14 protein-coding genes and 2 tRNA genes are annotated in these 16,087 nt (G+C 71.4%); 4 read left to right on the top strand and 12 right to left on the bottom strand.

Annotated elements, in window-relative coordinates; genetic code table 11:
• Window positions 1-67: 67 nt before the first annotated feature.
• Window positions 68-568, top strand: a complete 501-nt coding sequence (locus QFW77_RS09095) for a DUF1249 domain-containing protein (RefSeq protein ID WP_280574250.1) — start codon at window positions 68-70, stop codon at window positions 566-568.
• 37 nt (window positions 569-605) lie between these two features.
• Here QFW77_RS09095 and QFW77_RS09090 read toward each other — a convergent pair whose 3' ends face one another.
• The 5 genes from QFW77_RS09090 to QFW77_RS09070 form a co-directional block, all read right to left on the bottom strand.
• Entirely contained in the window at window positions 606-1,283 is a 678-nt protein-coding gene (locus tag QFW77_RS09090) for an SAM-dependent methyltransferase (protein ID WP_280574249.1), read from the bottom strand.
• Window positions 1,280-2,629 (bottom strand): APC family permease, encoded by a 1,350-nt coding sequence (locus tag QFW77_RS09085; protein WP_280574248.1) that lies wholly within the window; start codon window positions 2,627-2,629, stop codon window positions 1,280-1,282. The genes QFW77_RS09090 and QFW77_RS09085 overlap by 4 nt, the downstream gene beginning before the upstream one ends.
• A gap of 146 nt (window positions 2,630-2,775) precedes the next feature.
• Window positions 2,776-2,851 (bottom strand) — tRNA-Glu (locus QFW77_RS09080).
• Between the two features lie 44 nt (window positions 2,852-2,895).
• Window positions 2,896-2,971: transfer RNA gene (locus QFW77_RS09075), tRNA-Ala, on the bottom strand.
• A 77-nt stretch (window positions 2,972-3,048) separates the two neighbouring features.
• Window positions 3,049-3,690 carry a copper resistance protein B gene (locus tag QFW77_RS09070; RefSeq protein WP_280574247.1) on the bottom strand — a complete coding sequence of 214 codons (642 nt, stop codon included), beginning with the start codon at window positions 3,688-3,690 and terminating at the stop codon, window positions 3,049-3,051.
• On the opposite strand from QFW77_RS09070, the gene QFW77_RS09065 reads away from it, so the two are divergent.
• Window positions 3,691-4,191, top strand: a complete 501-nt coding sequence (locus QFW77_RS09065; RefSeq protein WP_280574246.1) for a hypothetical protein — start codon at window positions 3,691-3,693, stop codon at window positions 4,189-4,191. It abuts the gene before it with no gap.
• On the opposite strand, the gene QFW77_RS09060 is transcribed toward QFW77_RS09065, so the two are convergent.
• The 7 genes from QFW77_RS09060 to QFW77_RS09030 all read right to left on the bottom strand — a co-directional run bounded on the left by QFW77_RS09060 (window position 4,146) and on the right by QFW77_RS09030 (window position 12,649).
• A complete protein-coding gene (locus QFW77_RS09060) occupies window positions 4,146-6,011 on the bottom strand; it encodes a copper resistance system multicopper oxidase (RefSeq protein WP_280574245.1) in 1,866 nt (621 codons plus the stop codon). The two genes, QFW77_RS09065 and QFW77_RS09060, sit on opposite strands and share 46 nt — an antisense overlap.
• Window positions 6,008-8,425, bottom strand: coding sequence for a heavy metal translocating P-type ATPase (locus QFW77_RS09055; RefSeq protein WP_280574244.1), 2,418 nt, complete (start codon window positions 8,423-8,425; stop codon window positions 6,008-6,010). Before QFW77_RS09055 ends, QFW77_RS09060 begins: the two co-directional genes overlap by 4 nt.
• On the bottom strand, window positions 8,422-8,820 hold the full coding sequence (locus QFW77_RS09050; protein WP_280574243.1) for a heavy metal-responsive transcriptional regulator: 399 nt from the start codon (window positions 8,818-8,820) through the stop codon (window positions 8,422-8,424). Before QFW77_RS09050 ends, QFW77_RS09055 begins: the two co-directional genes overlap by 4 nt.
• Before the next feature lie 72 nt (window positions 8,821-8,892).
• Window positions 8,893-9,447 carry a DUF411 domain-containing protein gene (locus QFW77_RS09045; protein WP_280574242.1) on the bottom strand — a complete coding sequence of 185 codons (555 nt, stop codon included), beginning with the start codon at window positions 9,445-9,447 and terminating at the stop codon, window positions 8,893-8,895.
• A gap of 185 nt (window positions 9,448-9,632) precedes the next feature.
• A complete protein-coding gene (locus tag QFW77_RS09040; RefSeq protein WP_280574241.1) occupies window positions 9,633-10,031 on the bottom strand; it encodes a CopL family metal-binding regulatory protein in 399 nt (132 codons plus the stop codon).
• 222 nt (window positions 10,032-10,253) lie between these two features.
• Entirely contained in the window at window positions 10,254-10,955 is a 702-nt protein-coding gene (locus QFW77_RS09035) for a LytR/AlgR family response regulator transcription factor (RefSeq protein WP_280574240.1), read from the bottom strand.
• Entirely contained in the window at window positions 10,943-12,649 is a 1,707-nt protein-coding gene (locus QFW77_RS09030) for a histidine kinase (protein WP_280574239.1), read from the bottom strand. Before QFW77_RS09030 ends, QFW77_RS09035 begins: the two co-directional genes overlap by 13 nt.
• A 134-nt stretch (window positions 12,650-12,783) precedes the next feature.
• Here QFW77_RS09030 and QFW77_RS09025 point away from each other — a divergent pair, with 134 nt between their 5' ends.
• Together QFW77_RS09025 and QFW77_RS09020 are read left to right on the top strand one after the other, a co-directional pair.
• The gene (locus QFW77_RS09025; protein ID WP_280574238.1) at window positions 12,784-14,421 is read left to right on the top strand and encodes an alpha/beta hydrolase; all 1,638 of its coding nucleotides are present in this window, start codon (window positions 12,784-12,786) and stop codon (window positions 14,419-14,421) included.
• A gap of 745 nt (window positions 14,422-15,166) precedes the next feature.
• Window positions 15,167-16,087: IS481 family transposase (locus QFW77_RS09020; RefSeq protein WP_280572385.1), on the top strand; the 921-nt coding region annotated here is incomplete at its 3' end.

The raw sequence follows: 16,087 nt of genomic DNA, 5'->3' as shown, positions 1-16,087 counted from the left end.
ACGTTATGCCGCGCCCGTGCGCCCGTCAATCCTGCCGCCGGCGGGATCCAGCGTGTAGCATCGGGTCATGACGCACGAGGTCGCCACGCGCTCCGCACGCATCCCCAGGCTCAGCCGCTTCGGCTGGTTGATGGCGCTGTATGCCGAGAACCACCAGCGCCTCACCCGCCTGTTCGAGCCGGCCGGGCTCGCCCCCGGTTGCTATGTGTCGCGCTGCGGCGACGGTCTCGACGTGCGCCTGGACGTGATCGCCCAGCATCGCTACACCACCGAGCTGCGCCTGACCTACGCGATGCAGGATCCGCTGACCGGCGAACCCGACCCCTCGGCCTGGCTGCGCCTGTACCGAGACGCCCGCCAGGTCGAGGCCACCCATTGCTACGTCGGGCGCCGCTGGCAGGACGTCATCGGCATGTTTCCGCCGCCGGCCGAGGTGGTCGGCCACCGGATGCGGATGAACACCTTCCTGGGCAAGTGGCTCCAGTACCTGGCCGAGCGCGGCCACGGCGTGGGGACCCTGGCGCGCGAAGCCGACGCGGAGGCGCCGGCCGCGCTGGCGCCGGACTGAACCGGCGGAAGAACCGAGCAGTGCGCCGCGCTCGCGCTCAGCGTTCGGGCACCGTCCACACGTAGATCGTGTTGTGCTCGACCTGCTCGGTGCGTTCCGGCTCCCATTCGCCGGCCATGTCGAAGGCATGGCTGACGATGCGGGTGCCCGGCTTCAGCTCGCTCAGCAGCTTGGGCCGCAGCTTCACGTTCAGGCTCTGCAGCAGGTACAGGGTGACCACGTCGGCCTCGCCGATGTCGGCCTCGAACAGATCCTCTTCGCGGAAGGTCACCAGGTCGGTCACGCCGGCCTGCTCGGCGTTCGCGTTGGCCTCGCGGATGCGGACCGGGTTGATGTCGATGCCGACCGCGCGGATGCCGTATTTCCTGGCCGCGGTGACGGGGATGCGGCCGTCGCCGGAGCCGAGGTCGTAGAGCACGTCGCCTTCCTGGATGTCGGCCAGCTCCAGCATCCGGTCCACCACCGGTTGCGGGGTGGGGACGTAGATGACGTCGGGTTCGCGGCGCGGGCGCGAGTCGTCCTCGCCGTAGGGCGCGCCCGGTCCATCGGCCTCGGCCGCGGCCGGGTGGGTGTCCGCCACGGTGGGATCGGCCTCGGGTTCGGCGGTCGCGGCGTCCCGCGCCGTGGCGGGCTGGTACGCGTTGATCGCGCTCTCGCCGCAGGCGAGCAGGGGCAGGCACAGCAGCAGGAGGGCAAGCGACTTGGGCAGGCTCATGGTGGCGTCTCCCTTGGGTGGCTGGTCGGACGAAGGTACAGCAGGACGACCGCGCCGGCAGCCAGCACGCCTACCCCGACCAGGGCGCCGATGCCGGTATAGGCCAGGCTGGCGTGCAACAGGTAGGCGCTGGTGGCGCAGAACACCATCGGCAGCAGCGGGTAGAGCGGCACCCGGAACGGCCGCGGCAGGTGGGGGTCGCGCCGTCTCAGCACGAACAGCGAGATGCCGACCAGCAGGAAGAACAGCCAGAACACCGGCGCGGTGTATTCGACCGCGGTGCGGAACCCGTCGCGCGCCACGGCGCCCAGGCCGACCAGGAGCAGCGCCAGCCCGCCCTGCACCAGCATCGCCGTGCGCGGCGAGCCGCTGCGCTCGTCCCAGCGTCCGACGAAGGCGAGCGCCGGGAAGTCGCGGCCCACCGCGTAGACGCTGCGTGCGCCGGTGATCATGGTGGCATTGGCCGAGGTCAGCGCCGCGGCCACCACCAGCGCGCTCATGAACACCGCGCCGCTGCCGCCGAACAGTGCGCGCATGGCATCGGCCGCCACCGCCTCCGAACCGGCCATCCCGCCCAGGCCGAGCACGCGCAGGTAGGCGAGATTGACGAGCAGGTACAGGGCGGCGATCGCGATCAGGCTCAGGCAGAGGATCCGCGGCATCCAGCGCCGCGCGTCCCTGACCTCGGCGGTCACGTAGACCGCCTCGTTCCAGCCGCCGTAGGTCAGCAGTACGAACACCAGGACCAGGCCGATCTGGCTATCGCCGCCGGGTAGGGCGGGGGCAGGAGCTTCGGCGGGGCCGATCGCCAGCGCCGCGACGACGATCGCGCAGATGCCGGCGATCTCGATCGCGGTCAGCCAGTTCTGGGTGCGCGTGCCCTGGCGCACGCCGAGCCAGTTCAGCGCGGTCAGCGCCAGCACCGCGGTGGCGGCGAACGCGGCCGAGGACCACGGGCCGAGCCCGGTAAGCTGCATCAGGTAGTCGCCGATCACGAACGTCAGCACAGCCACCGAGCCGGTCTGGATCACCGTCAGCCGCGCCCAGGCGTAGAGGAACGCAAGGCGGGCGCCGTAGGCGCGGCGCAGGTAGCTGTAGTCGCCGCCCGCCTGCGGATAGGTGGTGGCGAGCTCGGCGTAGCAGAGCGCGCCGACGATCGACAGCAGCCCGCCGAATGCCCACGCGGCGAGCATCGCCGCCTCGCTTCCGGAACTGCCGGCGACCAGGGAAGGGGTGCGGAAGATCCCCGCGCCAACGACGATGCCGATGGTGATGGCGAACGCCTCGCGTGCGCGCAGGGTCGGGCGGGGGAGGGCGGCGGCCGGCCGCGGTTCGCGAGACTCCATGGGGCTCCGGCGATGCGCGGCGCTGCGGGGGCGCCGCGTCGGTCAGAACCCGAATTGAATCAGCCCCGGGATTCGATTTCCGTGAACGGGCCGCGCCGGCCCGGCGCCGCCCGGGTGGAAGGCGGCGACGCGCGGCAACGGAGAAATGGCGTCCCCACGGGGATTCGAACCCCGGTCGCCACCGTGAAAGGGTGGTGTCCTAGGCCTCTAGACGATGGGGACGCAGTGTCGCGATGCGGTTGCCGGCCGGCCTGGGACGGAAACCGTGGTGGAGCCAGGCGGGATCGAACCGCCGACCTCCTGCATGCCATGCAGGCGCTCTCCCAGCTGAGCTATGGCCCCACGGAGCTGGAAAGCGCGAAATTGTAGTGTCGTGCTGCGCCGAGCGCAAGATGTTTCGCGCGTCGCGTACGCCGGCTTCAGAACCACCAGCGCACGCCGGCGACCAGGCGCGTCTCGTCCACGTCCGCGCCGGCGGCACGGCGCAGGTCGGCGGTGCGCCCGAGTGCGCGTTCTCGGGTCGCGCCGAGGTAGGGCGCGAAGCGTCGGCTGATCTCGTAACGCAGGCGCAACCCGCCCTCGATGCTGGACAGTCCCGATCCGATCCCGCGCGTGCGGTCGTCGCGGCCGTGGGCCTCGATCTCGAGCAGCGGCTGCAGGATCAGGCGGTTGGTCAGCAGCATCTCGTACTCGACCTCCATGGACGCCGCGGTACGCCCGCCCTCGCCGAACAGGGCGGTGGCCTGCACCTCGAACCGGTAGGGCGCCAGCCCCTGCACGCCGACCGCTGCCCAGGTGCGGGACGGACCCGGCTGGAACTCCTGCCGCAGACCCGCCACCACGTCCCACCACGGACTCACGCTGCGGCCGTACAGCAGTTCGAAGTCGCCCGCATGGGTGCTGCCGCCCTCGCGCTCGCCCTCGCTGCGCAGCCACACGCGGTCCAGATCGCCGCCCAGCCAGGCCGACATTTCCCAGGACTGGGCGCTGCCTTCGTCGGCGTCCTGCCACTCGAAGCGGTTGAACAGCACCCGCGAGAACGGCCCGTCCGGATGCTCCATGTGCAGCTGCAGCTCCGGGAACGCGGCCCGTCGGTCGGCATCGGTCAGCGCGGGAATCGGAGTGACGGGCCGGTCCCGGCCGCGGTCCGCCCGGGGCTCGCCATGTTCGGCATGGGGATCTTCCTGCTGCCGGGTCGGTCCGGTGCGGGGATCCGCATCATGCTGGTGGTGACCATCGTGAGGCTCCGCCTGTGCCTGCCCATGCCCGGCATGGGAGTCGGCCCGTGGCTGACCGTGGCCCGCGTGGGGATCCGCTTGAAGCTGGGGATGGCCGGCATGCGGGTCGGCACCGGACTGCCGGTGGACCGCGTGCCGGTCGCTCGGGCCGGATGGGCCGGCCGCGTCGTGCTGGGCCGACCCCTGATCGTGCGCATGCGGCGCCGCGGGCTCCTGGGCGTGGGCGTGGGCCGCGGCGGCCAGGACGAGGGTGACGGCGAGGGGGAGGGCGCGAGCGTTCATTCCTCCACCCTCACTTCCCGCATCATCCCCGCTTCCATGTGATAGAGCAGATGGCAGTGGAACGCCCAGCGTCCCAGCGCGTCGGCGCGCACGCGGTAGCTGCGGCGGGTGCCGGGCGGCATGTCGACGGTGTGCTTGCGCAGCTGGAACCGCCCGTGTTCGTCTTCCAGGTCGCTCCACATGCCGTGCAGGTGGATGGGGTGGGTCATCATGGTGTCGTTGACCAGGGTGATGCGCATGCGCTCGCCGTAGTTGAGCCGCAGCGGCGCGGCATCGTTGAACTTCATGCCGTCGAAGGACCAGGCAAACTTCTCCATGTGGCCGGTGAGGTGCAGCTCCAGGGTGCGGCCGGGCTCGCGGCCGTCGGGATCGTCGAACAGGCTGCGCATGTCGCCGTAGGTCAGCACCCGGCGGCCGTTGCCGCGCAGGCCGATACCGGGGTCGTCGAGCTTCGGCGCGGGGGTCATGGTCTGCATGTCGACCAGCGGATTGCCCTGCTCGGACGCCGGGTGCGCCTGCATGGCGCCGGCAGCGCCATGGCCGGCACCGTGGTCGCCACCATGAGCGCTTTCGGCATGACCGATGCTGGCGGGCGCCGCGACGGCGCCGTGCGCGCCGTGGCCCATGTCTGCGCCGCAGCCGCCCTCCATGCCCTGCATCGCGGCCCCGCAGCCACCTTCGGAAGTTGCGGCGCCATGCGCACCGTGGCCGCCGTGCCCCATGTCCTCCATCGTCAGCAGGGGGCGCGGGTCTACCGCCGGCACCGGCGCCTGCAGCCCGTCGCGCACCGCCAGGGTGGCGCGCGCGTAGCCGGTGCGGCCCATGTCCTGGGCGAAGATGGTCCAGGCGTCCTGGCCGCGCGGTTCGACGACGACGTCGAAGGTCTCGGCCACCGCGATGCGGAACTCGTCGACGCTGACCGGATGGATCGGCTGGCCGTCGGCGGCGACCACCGTCAGCTTCAGCCCGGGGATGCGCACGTCGAAGTAGGTCATGGCCGACGCGTTGATGAAGCGCAGCAGCACCTTCTCGCCGGGGCGGAAGGTGCCGGTCCAGTTGCCGTCGGGCGTGGCGCCGTTGCACAGGTACGTGTAGGTATGCGCGTTGACGTCGGAGATGTCGGTCGGGGTCATCCGCATCCGCCCCCAGGCGGCGCGGTCGGCCAGGGTGGCGGCCAACCCGTCGCGCCGCGCATCGGCGATGAAGTCGCCGACCGTGGGCTTGTAGTAGTTGTCGTATTCGGCGAACTGCTTGAGCCGGCGGAACAGCGCGGCAGGCGCGAGGTCGGTCCAGTCCGACAGCAGCACCACGTGCTCGCGGTCGTAGGCATAGGGCAGGGTGCCGGCGGGGTCCACGATCATCGGCCCGTAGAGCCCCGCCTGTTCCTGGAACGCCGAATGGCTGTGGTACCAGTAGGTGCCGGACTGCACCAGGCGGAAGCGGTACACGAAGGTCTCGCCGGGAGCGATGCCGTCGAAGCTGAGGCCGGGCACGCCGTCCATGTTGGCCGGCAGCAGGATGCCGTGCCAGTGGATCGAACTGTAGTCGCGCAGCCGGTTGCTCACCCGGAGGGTGACGGTGTCGCCCTCGCGAAAGCGCAGCAGCGGCGCAGGCACGGTGCCGTTGACCGTGATCGCCGGGCGCTCGCGCCCGGTGAAGTTGACCATGGAGGCGCCGATCGAGAGATCGAACTCGGTGCCGCGCAGCTCGGCGGGCGGTCGCGGCGGGGTGCGCGCCCGACCCGGCGTGGTGCCGAGCAAGGCGACCGAACCGGCAGCGGCCAGCCCGGTCACGAAGCGCCTGCGCGCAGGGTCCGCCGGCCAGGCGGCGGGTGCAGGGAAGGGGCGAGATCCGCGGGTCATGGGATTGGACTGGTCCTGGAAGGGGAGGGCGCAGCGGGGGCGGCACCGAGGCGCAGAGCGTTGCCCACGACCGAGACCGAACTCAGGCTCATCGCCAGCGCGGCGATCATCGGGCTCAGCAGCAGGCCGAAGACCGGGTACAGCACGCCGGCGGCGATCGGCACGCCGAGGGCGTTGTAGAGGAAGGCGAAGCCCAGGTTCTGCTTCATGTTGCGGACCGTGGAGTCGGAGATGACGCGGGCGCGGGCGATCCCGCCCAGGTCGCCCTTGACCAGGGTGACCTGGGCGCTGGACATGGCCACATCGGTGCCGGTGCCCATGGCGATGCCGACGTCGGCGCCGGCCAGGGCCGGAGCGTCGTTGATACCGTCGCCGGCCATGGCCACGCGGCGGCCCTCGCGGCGCAGGCGCTCGACCAGCGCGATCTTGTCCTGCGGCCTGACCTCGCCATGCACCTCGTCGATCCCCAGGGTGCGGGCCACGGCGTTGGCGGTGGCGACGCCATCGCCGGTGGCCATGACGATGCGCAGCCCGGACTCGCGCAGCGCTTCGATCGCGGCCGGCGTCGAGGCCTTGATCGGATCCGCCACCGCGATCAGCCCGGCCAGGGCGCCATCGACGGCGAGGAACATCACGCTCGCGCCCTGCCGGCGCAGCTCGTCTGCCGGACCGGAGAGCGGCTGCGAATCGATGCCTTCCTCGCGCATCAGCTCGGTGTTGCCGATCGCGATCCTGCGGCCGCCGACGGTGCCGCGCGCGCCGATGCCGGTGGACGATTCGAACCCTTCAGGCGCCTCGAGCGCCAGCCCGCGCCTGCGCGCCTCGGCCACGATCGCCTCGGCCAGGGGGTGCTCGCTGGCCTGGTCCAGCCCCGCCGCCAGCCGCAGCACCTCGTCCTCGCCGCCGTCGAAACCCTCGGCCGCCAGCGCCTCGCGGAACGCCGGGCGGCCCTCGGTGAGGGTGCCGGTCTTGTCCACCACCAGGGTATCGATGCGGCGCAGGTTCTCGATCGCCTCCGCGTCGCGGAACAGCACGCCGGCCTGGGCGGCGCGCCCGGTGGCGACCATCACCGACATCGGCGTGGCCAGGCCCAACGCGCAGGGGCAGGCGATGATCAGCACCGAGACCGCGTTGAGCACCGCGAAGGTCCAGGCCGGCTCCGGCCCGAACACGCCCCAGACCAGGAACGTCGCCACCGCCGCCGCCAGCACCGTCAGCACGAACCAGTACGCGACCCTGTCCGCCATCCGCTGCATCGGCGCACGCGAGCGCTGCGCCTGCGCCACCAGCTGCACGATCTGCGCCAGCACGCTGTCGGACCCGACCTTCGCCGCTCGGATCACCAGACTGCCGGTGCCGTTCTGCGTCGCGCCGATCACGCTGTCGCCGACCGCCTTGGACACCGGCATCGGCTCGCCGGTGAGCATCGATTCGTCGACGCTGGAGTGTCCGTCGACCACCTCGCCGTCGACCGGGACCTTTTCGCCCGGGCGCACCCGCAGGCGATCGCCCACGTGCACGTCGGTCAACGGCACGTCCTCTTCGCTGCCGTCGTCGTCGAGGCGGCGCGCCTGTTTCGGCGCCAGCCCCAGCAGCCCCTTGATCGCCGCCGAGGTCTTCGAGCGCGCGCGCAGCTCCAGCACCTGGCCGAGCAGGGTCAGCGAGACGATCACCGCCGCGGCCTCGAAGTACACGCCGACCCGGCCGTGTTCGTGGAACGAGGCCGGGAAGATGCCCGGGGCGAGCGTGGCCACCAGGCTGTAGCCGTAGGCCGCTGCCACGCCGATGCCGATCAGGGTGAACATGTTGGGATTGCGGCTGCGGATCGAGGCCAAGCAGCGCTGGAAGAACGGCCAGCCGGCCCACAGCACCACCGGGGTGCTCAGCACCAGCTCCAGCCAGGTGCGGGTCGCGACGGGCAGCCCCGGCAGCAGGTGCCCGAACATCGCCAGCCCCAGCACCGCCAGCGACAGCGGCAGCGTCCACCAGAACCGACGCGAGAAATCCCGCAGCTCCGGGTTGTCCCCGTCTTCCAGGCCGGGCGTTTCCGGCTCCAGCGCCATGCCGCAGATCGGGCAGGTGCCCGGTCCCTGCTGGCGGATCTCGGGGTGCATCGGGCAGAGGTAGGTCGCGCCCGGCGGTGTCGGTTCCGGTTCGCGGGGCGCGTCGGTCAGGAACTTCGCCGGCTCGGCGACGAAACGCTCGCGGCAGCGCGCGGAGCAGAAATGGTAGTCCTGGCCCTCGTGCGTGGCCTGGTGCCGGCTCGATGCCGGGTCCACCCGCATGCCGCAGACCGGATCGAGCACCTTGCCGTCGGCGCGTGCGGGTTCGGAAGCGCGGCCGTGGTGACAGGCCTGCTTTGGTGCCCCGTCCGCCCCGGTGCGGTCCTGCCGGTGATGATCGTGAACGCTCATGCCGCGTCCTCCGCCAGCGCGGCCAGGATCGGGCAGGCCTCCAGCGCGCCGTGCCCGGGGCAGGCCGCGATCAGCGCCTGCAGGCCGTCGCGGATGCGGGCCAGCTCCTCCAGCCTGCGCTCCACGTCGGCCAGCTTGCCGATCGCCGCCGCCTTCAGTTCGCCCATGTCGTCGCCGCGGTGATCCGACAGCGCCAGCAGCTCGCGGACCTCGACCAGGGTGAAGCCGAGCGCCTTGGCACGGCGCACGAAGCGCAGCCGCGCGACATCGTCGTCGCCATAGCTGCGGTAGCCGGAAGCCTCCCGGCCGGGCTGCGGCAGGATCCCCGCGCGCTCGTAGTAGCGCACGGTATCGATGGGAACGTCGGCGCGCTGCGCCAGCTGGCCGATCTTCATGGGCGTGGTCCCTGCGAGTGCTCGAACGAAGTCTGCGCCCTGGACCATGGTCCAGAGTCAAGACTCCAGCCCCTACTCGCCGTGGCGCGCGAACTCCGTGGTCGAGCCGTCGCCGTGCACCAGCTCCACCGAGTAGGCGTCGGTACGGCCGTTGGGCATCTCCATGCCAGGCGAACCCAGCGGCATGCCGGGTGCGGTGATGCCCAGGGCATCGGGGCGTTCGGCCAGCAGCCGCCGCACGTCCGCCGCCGGCACGTGGCCTTCGACGAAGTAGTCGCCGACCAGGGCGGTGTGGCAGGACGCCTTGGCGGCAGGCACTCCGGCGCGCTCGCGGACCGCGGCGAGATCGTCGACGTCGCGCAGTTCGACCTCGAAGCCCTCGCGGCGCATGTGCTCGGCCCAGAGGCTGCAGCAGCCGCAGTTCGGGTCCTTGTGCACGAGCACGCGGGGCAGGGCGGCCCCGGCCTGCGGGGCTTCGGCGCGGGCCGGCGGGGCGCCGGGGGAGGTGGCCTCGGCGGACGCGGACCGGTCGGCCCCCGGCTGCGGGCCGGCCTGCGAGGCACCGCTGCAGGCGGCAAGGCCGGCGGCCAGGACGGCCGCGACGAGTGTTGTGATCGAACGGTTCATCGGAACTCTCTCCTGAATGGGCCGGCTACGGCCTCGCGGCTTGGCCGGCAGGGCATGAGCGCCGGTCGCGGCGCTGCTAAAGGGAAGGACCACGGAGACGGCCACGGCCGGAGCGGCCGGGTTCCCGGGGGTGGTCACGTGTGCGATGGCGGGCCGCGGGTGCGGGCCGCCGGTCCACGTGGCGATCAGGCGATCGGCGGCCGGATCAGCGGCGGCGGTGGCGGTGCCGCCCGCTGCACCGGCGGCGCGACGGCGGCCGGTGCGGCGGTCGCCGTGCCCGTGCCGAGGTCGCGGGCGGCGACTGACGCCGGCGGAGGCTGGGCGCAGCCACAGCCGCAGGGCTTGTCGCAGCAGTCGGCGTGGGCTGGTTCGTGCGGAAGCGGCGCGCCAGCGGACGCCTCGGGGGCGGCGCTCGCACTCGGCCCGGCCGGGTGGCAGGGCGGCTCCGACGGAGCGGGTTCCGCCGCACCATCGGCGGCCACGGACGCGGTGGGGGCCTGCATGTCGCCCGTGGGCGCAGCCCACCCGGTGCCGTTGAGGACCAGGCCCGCGCTGAGCAGGATCCGGAGCAGGAGACGCGACATGCCGCAGATTCTAGCGCGGAGCCGGCCGGACGCCCGCGGGGCCGCGGCCCGCGGTTCACTTTCGGGCAGGCCGGGGCGCGGTAACGGGGCCGGCGCCGGAGGGTCAGCGCCGTTGCAAACTCGCGGTGCGATCAGCGCCCGAGCCGGGGACGGGGCGCGACGCACGCCGACATTCGCTTTCGTTGATCGGGCGCGGCCCATGCGTTCGACGCCAGCCGATGACTAGTCCAGGGCAAGTTCGCGGCGCACGGTGGAGACGTGGGCGCGGCCCACCGGCAGTTCCTTGCCGTTCGCCATGACCAGCCAGTAGCGGCTGCCGGTACCGGCGTGCAGGGATCGGACATGGCGCAGATTGACCAGACAGGAGCGGTGGCAGCGCACGAAGTCGGGCGGCAGCACGGCAGTCAGCGCGGCCAGGGACTTGTCGTGCAGTTCGCTGCGCCCATCGAGCAGGCGGACCTCGCTGTAGTCGCCGTCGGCGCGGATCCAGAGCACATCGGCCAGCTCGACCAGGGCCGTGCCGTGTGCCCGCCAGATACCGAGATAGCGCGCGAGTCCCGGGCGATAGCGGCCGGCGTCGAGCAGACGGTCGAGGGCCAGCCCGAGGCGTTCGCGCGTGAACGGCTTGGGGACGAAATCCAGCACCCCGTGTTCGAACGCCTGCAGCGCACGCTCGCGATGGGCCGAGACCACCACGCAGTGGTAGCGTCCGGCCACCGCCTGCCGCAGCAGCTCGAAGCCGTCCTCGCCGCCGAGGTTCAGGTCCAGCAGAAGACCGTCGTAAAGACTGCACTGCAGCCGGTCGCCGGCCAGGTCGAGGTCCGCGACGGCGTCGAAACGCGCGCGTCCGCCTGCCAGCTCCCCGCACACGCGCAGCAAGCGCTCGCGGATGAGCGGTTCGTCCTCCACGATCAGGATGCGCATGGCAGCTCGATCCGGCCGCACCAGTCTGCGTCGTCGGGGCCGTGGGTGAAGCGCCAGCCGCCGGGGAAGGCGGCGGCCAGGCTGGCCTCGATGTAGCGCGTGCCGGTGCCTTGTCCGCGCTGCACTGCGCTCCCGCGCGGGCCGCGGAGTTCGAGCGCCCGTCGGCCATTTTCGCTACGCACCCGCAACCGGAAGGGGTGCCGGGTGCAGGCCTCGGCGCCGGCATGGGTGAGCGCGTTCTCGACCTGGGCGTGGAGCACCCCCGGTGGGAGCAGAAAATCGGTGTCGTCGGCGTCGATCTCGAGGCCGATCGGCTGGCCGCCCAGTGCCTGGCCGACGATGTCCAGATGGTTGCGGCACAGGGCCAGCTCGTCCTCCAGCGGCACCAGCGGCTGGGTACTGCTGTCTCGCAGGCGATCGAACTGTTGCGCCAGCGACTCGACCAGGCGGCTGGCGCGCGGCGGTGCCTGCTCGATCAGCTCCTGCAGGCAGGTCAGCGTGTTCATGAGCCAGTGCGGCTGGATGCCGCGCTGGAGCAACTGCAGCGCGAGCCGCGCGCGTTCCTCGCGCAGCCTGGCATTGTGCCGGTCGAGCGAGCGCAGCCGCTCGGCGTGGCGCAACAGCAGGAAGCCCATCAGCACCGCCAGCAGCAGGAAATATGGCCCGTCGAGGAAGGGGCCGCCGGCGACCGGCATCGCCAGCGCACCGGTCAGCATCAGGATCAGGATCGGCCGGCGCTCCCCGTGTTCGCCGCGTGCGCGCACCAGCAACCATGCGGAGGCCAGCAGGCTCAGCAGCAGCACGGTCGCTCCGCGACCATCGAAGCTGGGCAGGAAGGCGATGGCCCCCACCAGCGTTGCCAGATAGACGATACGTGCAGACATCGGCACGCCGACGTCGAAGCGGTGCGCAAGGTAGGCGGGCAACAGCACCGCCGCCGCCGCATGCAGCGCCAACAGCGCGAACATGCGCAGGCCGTGCCATGGATAGGCATAACCGAACAGGGGGCGCCAGGCTTCGACCACCGGCAGCGCCAGGCCGACGGCCCCCAGCGCGAGCAACAGCGCAGCGCCGTGCGCCCGCGGTTGCCCGCGCTGCGCCGCCAGGAAGTACAGCCAGGCCGCCGCGAGCGCGCCCGCGGCAAAGGCCACGATCAGCCATGGCCCCGGACGGTGGAGGGGAGGGCCCTCGACAGGGACGACCTGGAGGGCGGCATCGGTCGTGTCCATGCGCAGCCACTGATGCTGGCTCGACGCGAGCACGATCAGCTCATCGGCCCCGGTACGTTCGGAGGGCGGCAGCACGCGGACGATATCGATCAGCCCCGGCTGTTCCTCACTCCTGCTGCGTCCGACGATGCCGTTGGCGACAAGCGGCCGACCGTTCCAGTAGGGCCGACTGGCGGCGCGCAGCGACAGGTGCAGCAGGCGGCCGGCATCGTCCGCCGGGGCGGCCACGCGCCAGCGCAGCCAGTGGGGATCCCGCCACCCGGCCAGCACGCCGGGATCGAGGGGTTGCCAGTCCAGATCTTCCGGAGGCCGTTCCGGCATGCGGCCCGACACCGGCACCGGGGCGGGCGCCATCTCGGCCGACAGCACCTGCTCGGCCACCGGACCGTGCGACGCCGCCAACAGCCAGGCGGCGACCACCATCACCAGCACGGCGGGGGCGCCCAGGACCTTTGCGATCGACATGCGCCATATCGTACCGGCGGCATGGAGACATTCGCCCCCCGCATGGAGCCGTTGGGCGGGCCGACGCGTCCCGACCTCCCGCAACACCCGGATGCTGGCGAAACGCCCTTGCGGCCTGCCGACCGGAAACCTTCATGTCCCGTTCCCCAAGCGAAATTGCGAAACCGAACCCCGCGCCGCCCACGCTACCCCTGCGCTGGATGGCGGCCTGCATGCTTCTCATTGGGATGCTGCCGTCGCTCGCCAACGGCGCCGTTGCACCGCTGGAGTTCGCGCCTTATCCGTTCGAGACCGAGCGACACGGCACGATCGACGCCGAAGTCGCGTTTCTGGAGGTGCCGCGCCGACGCGACCAACCCGATGGCCCGCGCATGCGGCTGCGCGTCGTGCGCCTGCCGGCCATCGCTGGCGGCGCCGACGCCTCACCCGTCGTGTACCTGGCCGGCGGTCCTGGCGGCTCCGGCGTCGGCACGGCACGCGGGCCGCGCTGGCCGGTGTTCGACCAGGTGCGGCGCGACACCGACGTCTTGCTGCTCGACCAGCGGGGTACCGGACTGTCCGAGCCTCCGCCGCCGTGCCCGCACGTCCAGCGCTTCGACGATGCCAGGCCAATGGACCGCGGAGTCGCGCTCGAGGCGCTGCGCGGTACGGCCGCCCGCTGCATCGCCCATTGGCGGCAGGAAGGCGTCGACCTGGCCGCCTACACGACTGCCGAGAGCGCCGCCGACCTCGAGGACCTGCGGCGTGCGCTCGGCGTGCCGCGGATCAGCCTGTGGGGCATGAGCTACGGCACCCACCTGGCCCTGGCCAGCCTCCGCCTGCACGGTGCGGGCATCGAACGGGTCGTGTTGATCGGTGTCGAAGGGCCGGACCACACGCTGAAACTCCCGCTTTCGGCGGACAGGCTGCTCGCCGACCTCGCCGCCGTCGCCCGCGATCAGGGGTTCGAAGACCTGACCGGGATGACCCGACGCGTGCTGGCCAGACTAGGCCAGGAACCCGTGGTCGGGCGCAGCGTCATGCACCGGGGTAGGGAAGTGACCCTAGGCGTCTACGACGCGCAGCTGGCGATCGCGGCCGCGCTCGGGCGGCGTTCCACCCAGCAGATGCTGCCCTTGGCCTTGCGCGATGCCGAAGCGGGGGACTACGACCTGCTGGCGACCCTGGTGCTTGCGGTGCGTGAGCACCTCGGCGAGTTCCGGGCCATGCCGCTGGCGATGGACGTGGCATCCGGGCACAGCCCGGATCGACGGGCCGTGGCCGAGGCGCAGGCAAAGGAAAGCCTGTTCGGCGACGCGCTGAACTTTCCTTTCCCGATGATCGGCGAGGGCCTGGGACTCGCGGATCTCGGCGATGCGTTCCGCGCGCCCCTGCGGAGCGACGTGCCGGCGCTGTTCGTCAGCGGTACGTTCGATGGACGCACGCCGCCGGCGAACGCGGAGGCGCTGTTGCCCGGTTTCACCGACGCCACTCACTTGCTCGTGCGCGGCGCCAGCCATGACGACGAGCTGTGGCTGGGCAGCCCGGACATAGCCGCGCATGTCGCCGGCTTCCTTGCGGGCCGGCCAGTGATCGAGGCCGAGCTGGAAGTGTCGCCGCCGGCGATGGCGCAGGGGAAGCTGGACTTGCTGATCCAGGCATTTGGCATCGGCCGAGGAACGGCGTTGGTCGCGTTCGGGATGCTGGCGACCCTTGCTTTGGTCTTGCTGGCGCTCCTGTGGCGGTGGCGCCGCAGCGTTCGGATCCGCGGGCATGTGGGCGGGTCGCCGTAATGGCCCGGGGGCGGCTATCCGGTTAGGCGAAGCGGGTTCCCGCCCAGGCCAGCCGACAGGCGGGAAGGACAGTTCGGCGGCCGCACGTCGGTTGTTACATAATGTACATTATGCGAAGTAACGGATCGGTTAGAACCCTCACCGTCCGAACCATCCATGGTAAATCGCCCGCGTTCCGACGCCCCGTCGAGCGAATAGCACGCTGGAGGCTTCGATCACCGCCGGATGCGTATACGACCCGCTACGCGGGATCAGGGCTGCGATCACGGCGAGTATGCCTGACAGCGCTTCCGCGGATCCTGTTCCCAGCCATTGGCGACGCGGCGTGCCTGGGTTCCGTTGATGCAGGCTTTGTCCGCGCCAGACGCCCGGGCGCTGACGGGCCCGGGATACCTCGGGAGTTCGGCCGGCGCCGACTGTACTGGTGATGTCGATCCCGGCGCGGGATGCATTGGTGTCGACTGAATCTGCCGATTGAACTCGGCCACGGCTCGGCGAGCCGTGTATGCGCCGACCGCCAACCGGAGGAGGTCGTGCGCGATCAGCGCCAGCAGCACGGCCAGCACCATCGACCAGAACGGAAACTCCCCTCGATCATTGCGCACGCGACACCCCCGAGCCGCAAGTGTACCCCTACCCTCCGGGCTCGCAGCGCGGGCTAGGTGTGATCTCTCAGTAGGTTGTTCATCCGGGGTGATCCCGGAACACTGGAGGTGCGACCCATTCAGCACCCCAGGAGCCCCGGATGAACCTGCATAAACATGCCCGTCTTACGCCTCGCGGTCGAGCCCTGCTTGTGGAACGGGTGATCGAGCACGGTCTTCGGGTCGAAGAAGCCGCCCACGCTGCGGGTGTGAGCACTCGAACGGCCTACAAGTGGTTGCGCCGCTTCCGCGAGGAAGGCCCGGGAGGGCTCCAGGACCGTTCGTCGCGCCCGCTTCGCTGCCCCAGTGCCACGCCGGCGCCGGTCGTCGAGCAGGTAGTCGCCCTGCGTCGCCAGCGGCGGACCTATCGCCAGATCTCGCTGGCACTGCCCGTCGGCCGGAGCACGATCGCGCGGCTGATGCGTCGTGCCGGTCTGCATCGACTGGCCGAGCTGGCGCCAGCGCGCCCGGACCACCGCTACGAGTACCCACAGGTGGGTGATCTGTTGCATCTGGACATCAAGAAGCTGGGCCGGTTCTGGCGCCCCGGACATCGCGTCACCGGCGCTCGCCAGGGCACTTCGGATGGCGCCGGTTGGGAGTTCGTCCACCTTGCCATCGACGACCACTCCCGGATCGCCTTCGGTACCGTCGAGAACGACGAACGTGGCACCAGTGCGTGCCGGGCGCTGCTGCAAGCGCTACGGTACTACCGCGGCCTTGGCATCACCTTCGCCCGGGTCATGACCGACAACGGCGCCTGTTACAAGTCCCGGCTGTTCCGCCGGCTCCTGCGCCGACTGGGCCTGCGCCACCTGCGCACGCGCCCCTACACGCCCCGTACCAACGGCAAGGCCGAACGACTGGTCCAGACCACATTGCGCGAGTGGGCTTACGCTCGCTCCTATGACAGCTCAGACCAGCGGCGCCAGGCCCTGCCTCACTGGCTCCATCAGTACAACTGGCATCGACCACATGCCAGCCTCGGCTACCGGCCGCCTATCAGTCGCCTCCAGCGTCCA

This window comes from Luteimonas endophytica (assembly GCF_029887875.1).
In the GTDB taxonomy this organism is placed as follows: Bacteria; Pseudomonadota; Gammaproteobacteria; order Xanthomonadales; family Xanthomonadaceae; genus Luteimonas; species Luteimonas endophytica.
Note: the sequence above shows the minus strand (reverse complement) of the source record. Positions and strands in the feature narration are given on the sequence as shown.

Excerpts from the sequence above, each read along its gene's own strand:
- QFW77_RS09085 (WP_280574248.1), bottom strand. The coding sequence starts at position 2,629 with ATGGAGTCTCGCGAACCGCGGCCGGCCGCCGCCCTCCCCCGCCCGACC.
- QFW77_RS09030 (WP_280574239.1), bottom strand. The coding sequence starts at position 12,649 with ATGTCGATCGCAAAGGTCCTGGGCGCCCCCGCCGTGCTGGTGATGGTG.
- QFW77_RS09045 (WP_280574242.1), bottom strand. The coding sequence starts at position 9,447 with ATGAACCGTTCGATCACAACACTCGTCGCGGCCGTCCTGGCCGCCGGC.
- QFW77_RS09060 (WP_280574245.1), bottom strand. The coding sequence starts at position 6,011 with ATGACCCGCGGATCTCGCCCCTTCCCTGCACCCGCCGCCTGGCCGGCG.
- QFW77_RS09090 (WP_280574249.1), bottom strand. The coding sequence starts at position 1,283 with ATGAGCCTGCCCAAGTCGCTTGCCCTCCTGCTGCTGTGCCTGCCCCTG.
- QFW77_RS09050 (WP_280574243.1), bottom strand. The coding sequence starts at position 8,820 with ATGAAGATCGGCCAGCTGGCGCAGCGCGCCGACGTTCCCATCGATACC.
- QFW77_RS09095 (WP_280574250.1), top strand. The coding sequence starts at position 68 with ATGACGCACGAGGTCGCCACGCGCTCCGCACGCATCCCCAGGCTCAGC.
- QFW77_RS09035 (WP_280574240.1), bottom strand. The coding sequence starts at position 10,955 with ATGCGCATCCTGATCGTGGAGGACGAACCGCTCATCCGCGAGCGCTTG.
- QFW77_RS09055 (WP_280574244.1), bottom strand. The coding sequence starts at position 8,425 with ATGAGCGTTCACGATCATCACCGGCAGGACCGCACCGGGGCGGACGGG.
- QFW77_RS09025 (WP_280574238.1), top strand. The coding sequence starts at position 12,784 with ATGTCCCGTTCCCCAAGCGAAATTGCGAAACCGAACCCCGCGCCGCCC.
- QFW77_RS09040 (WP_280574241.1), bottom strand. The coding sequence starts at position 10,031 with ATGTCGCGTCTCCTGCTCCGGATCCTGCTCAGCGCGGGCCTGGTCCTC.
- QFW77_RS09070 (WP_280574247.1), bottom strand. The coding sequence starts at position 3,690 with ATGGAGCATCCGGACGGGCCGTTCTCGCGGGTGCTGTTCAACCGCTTC.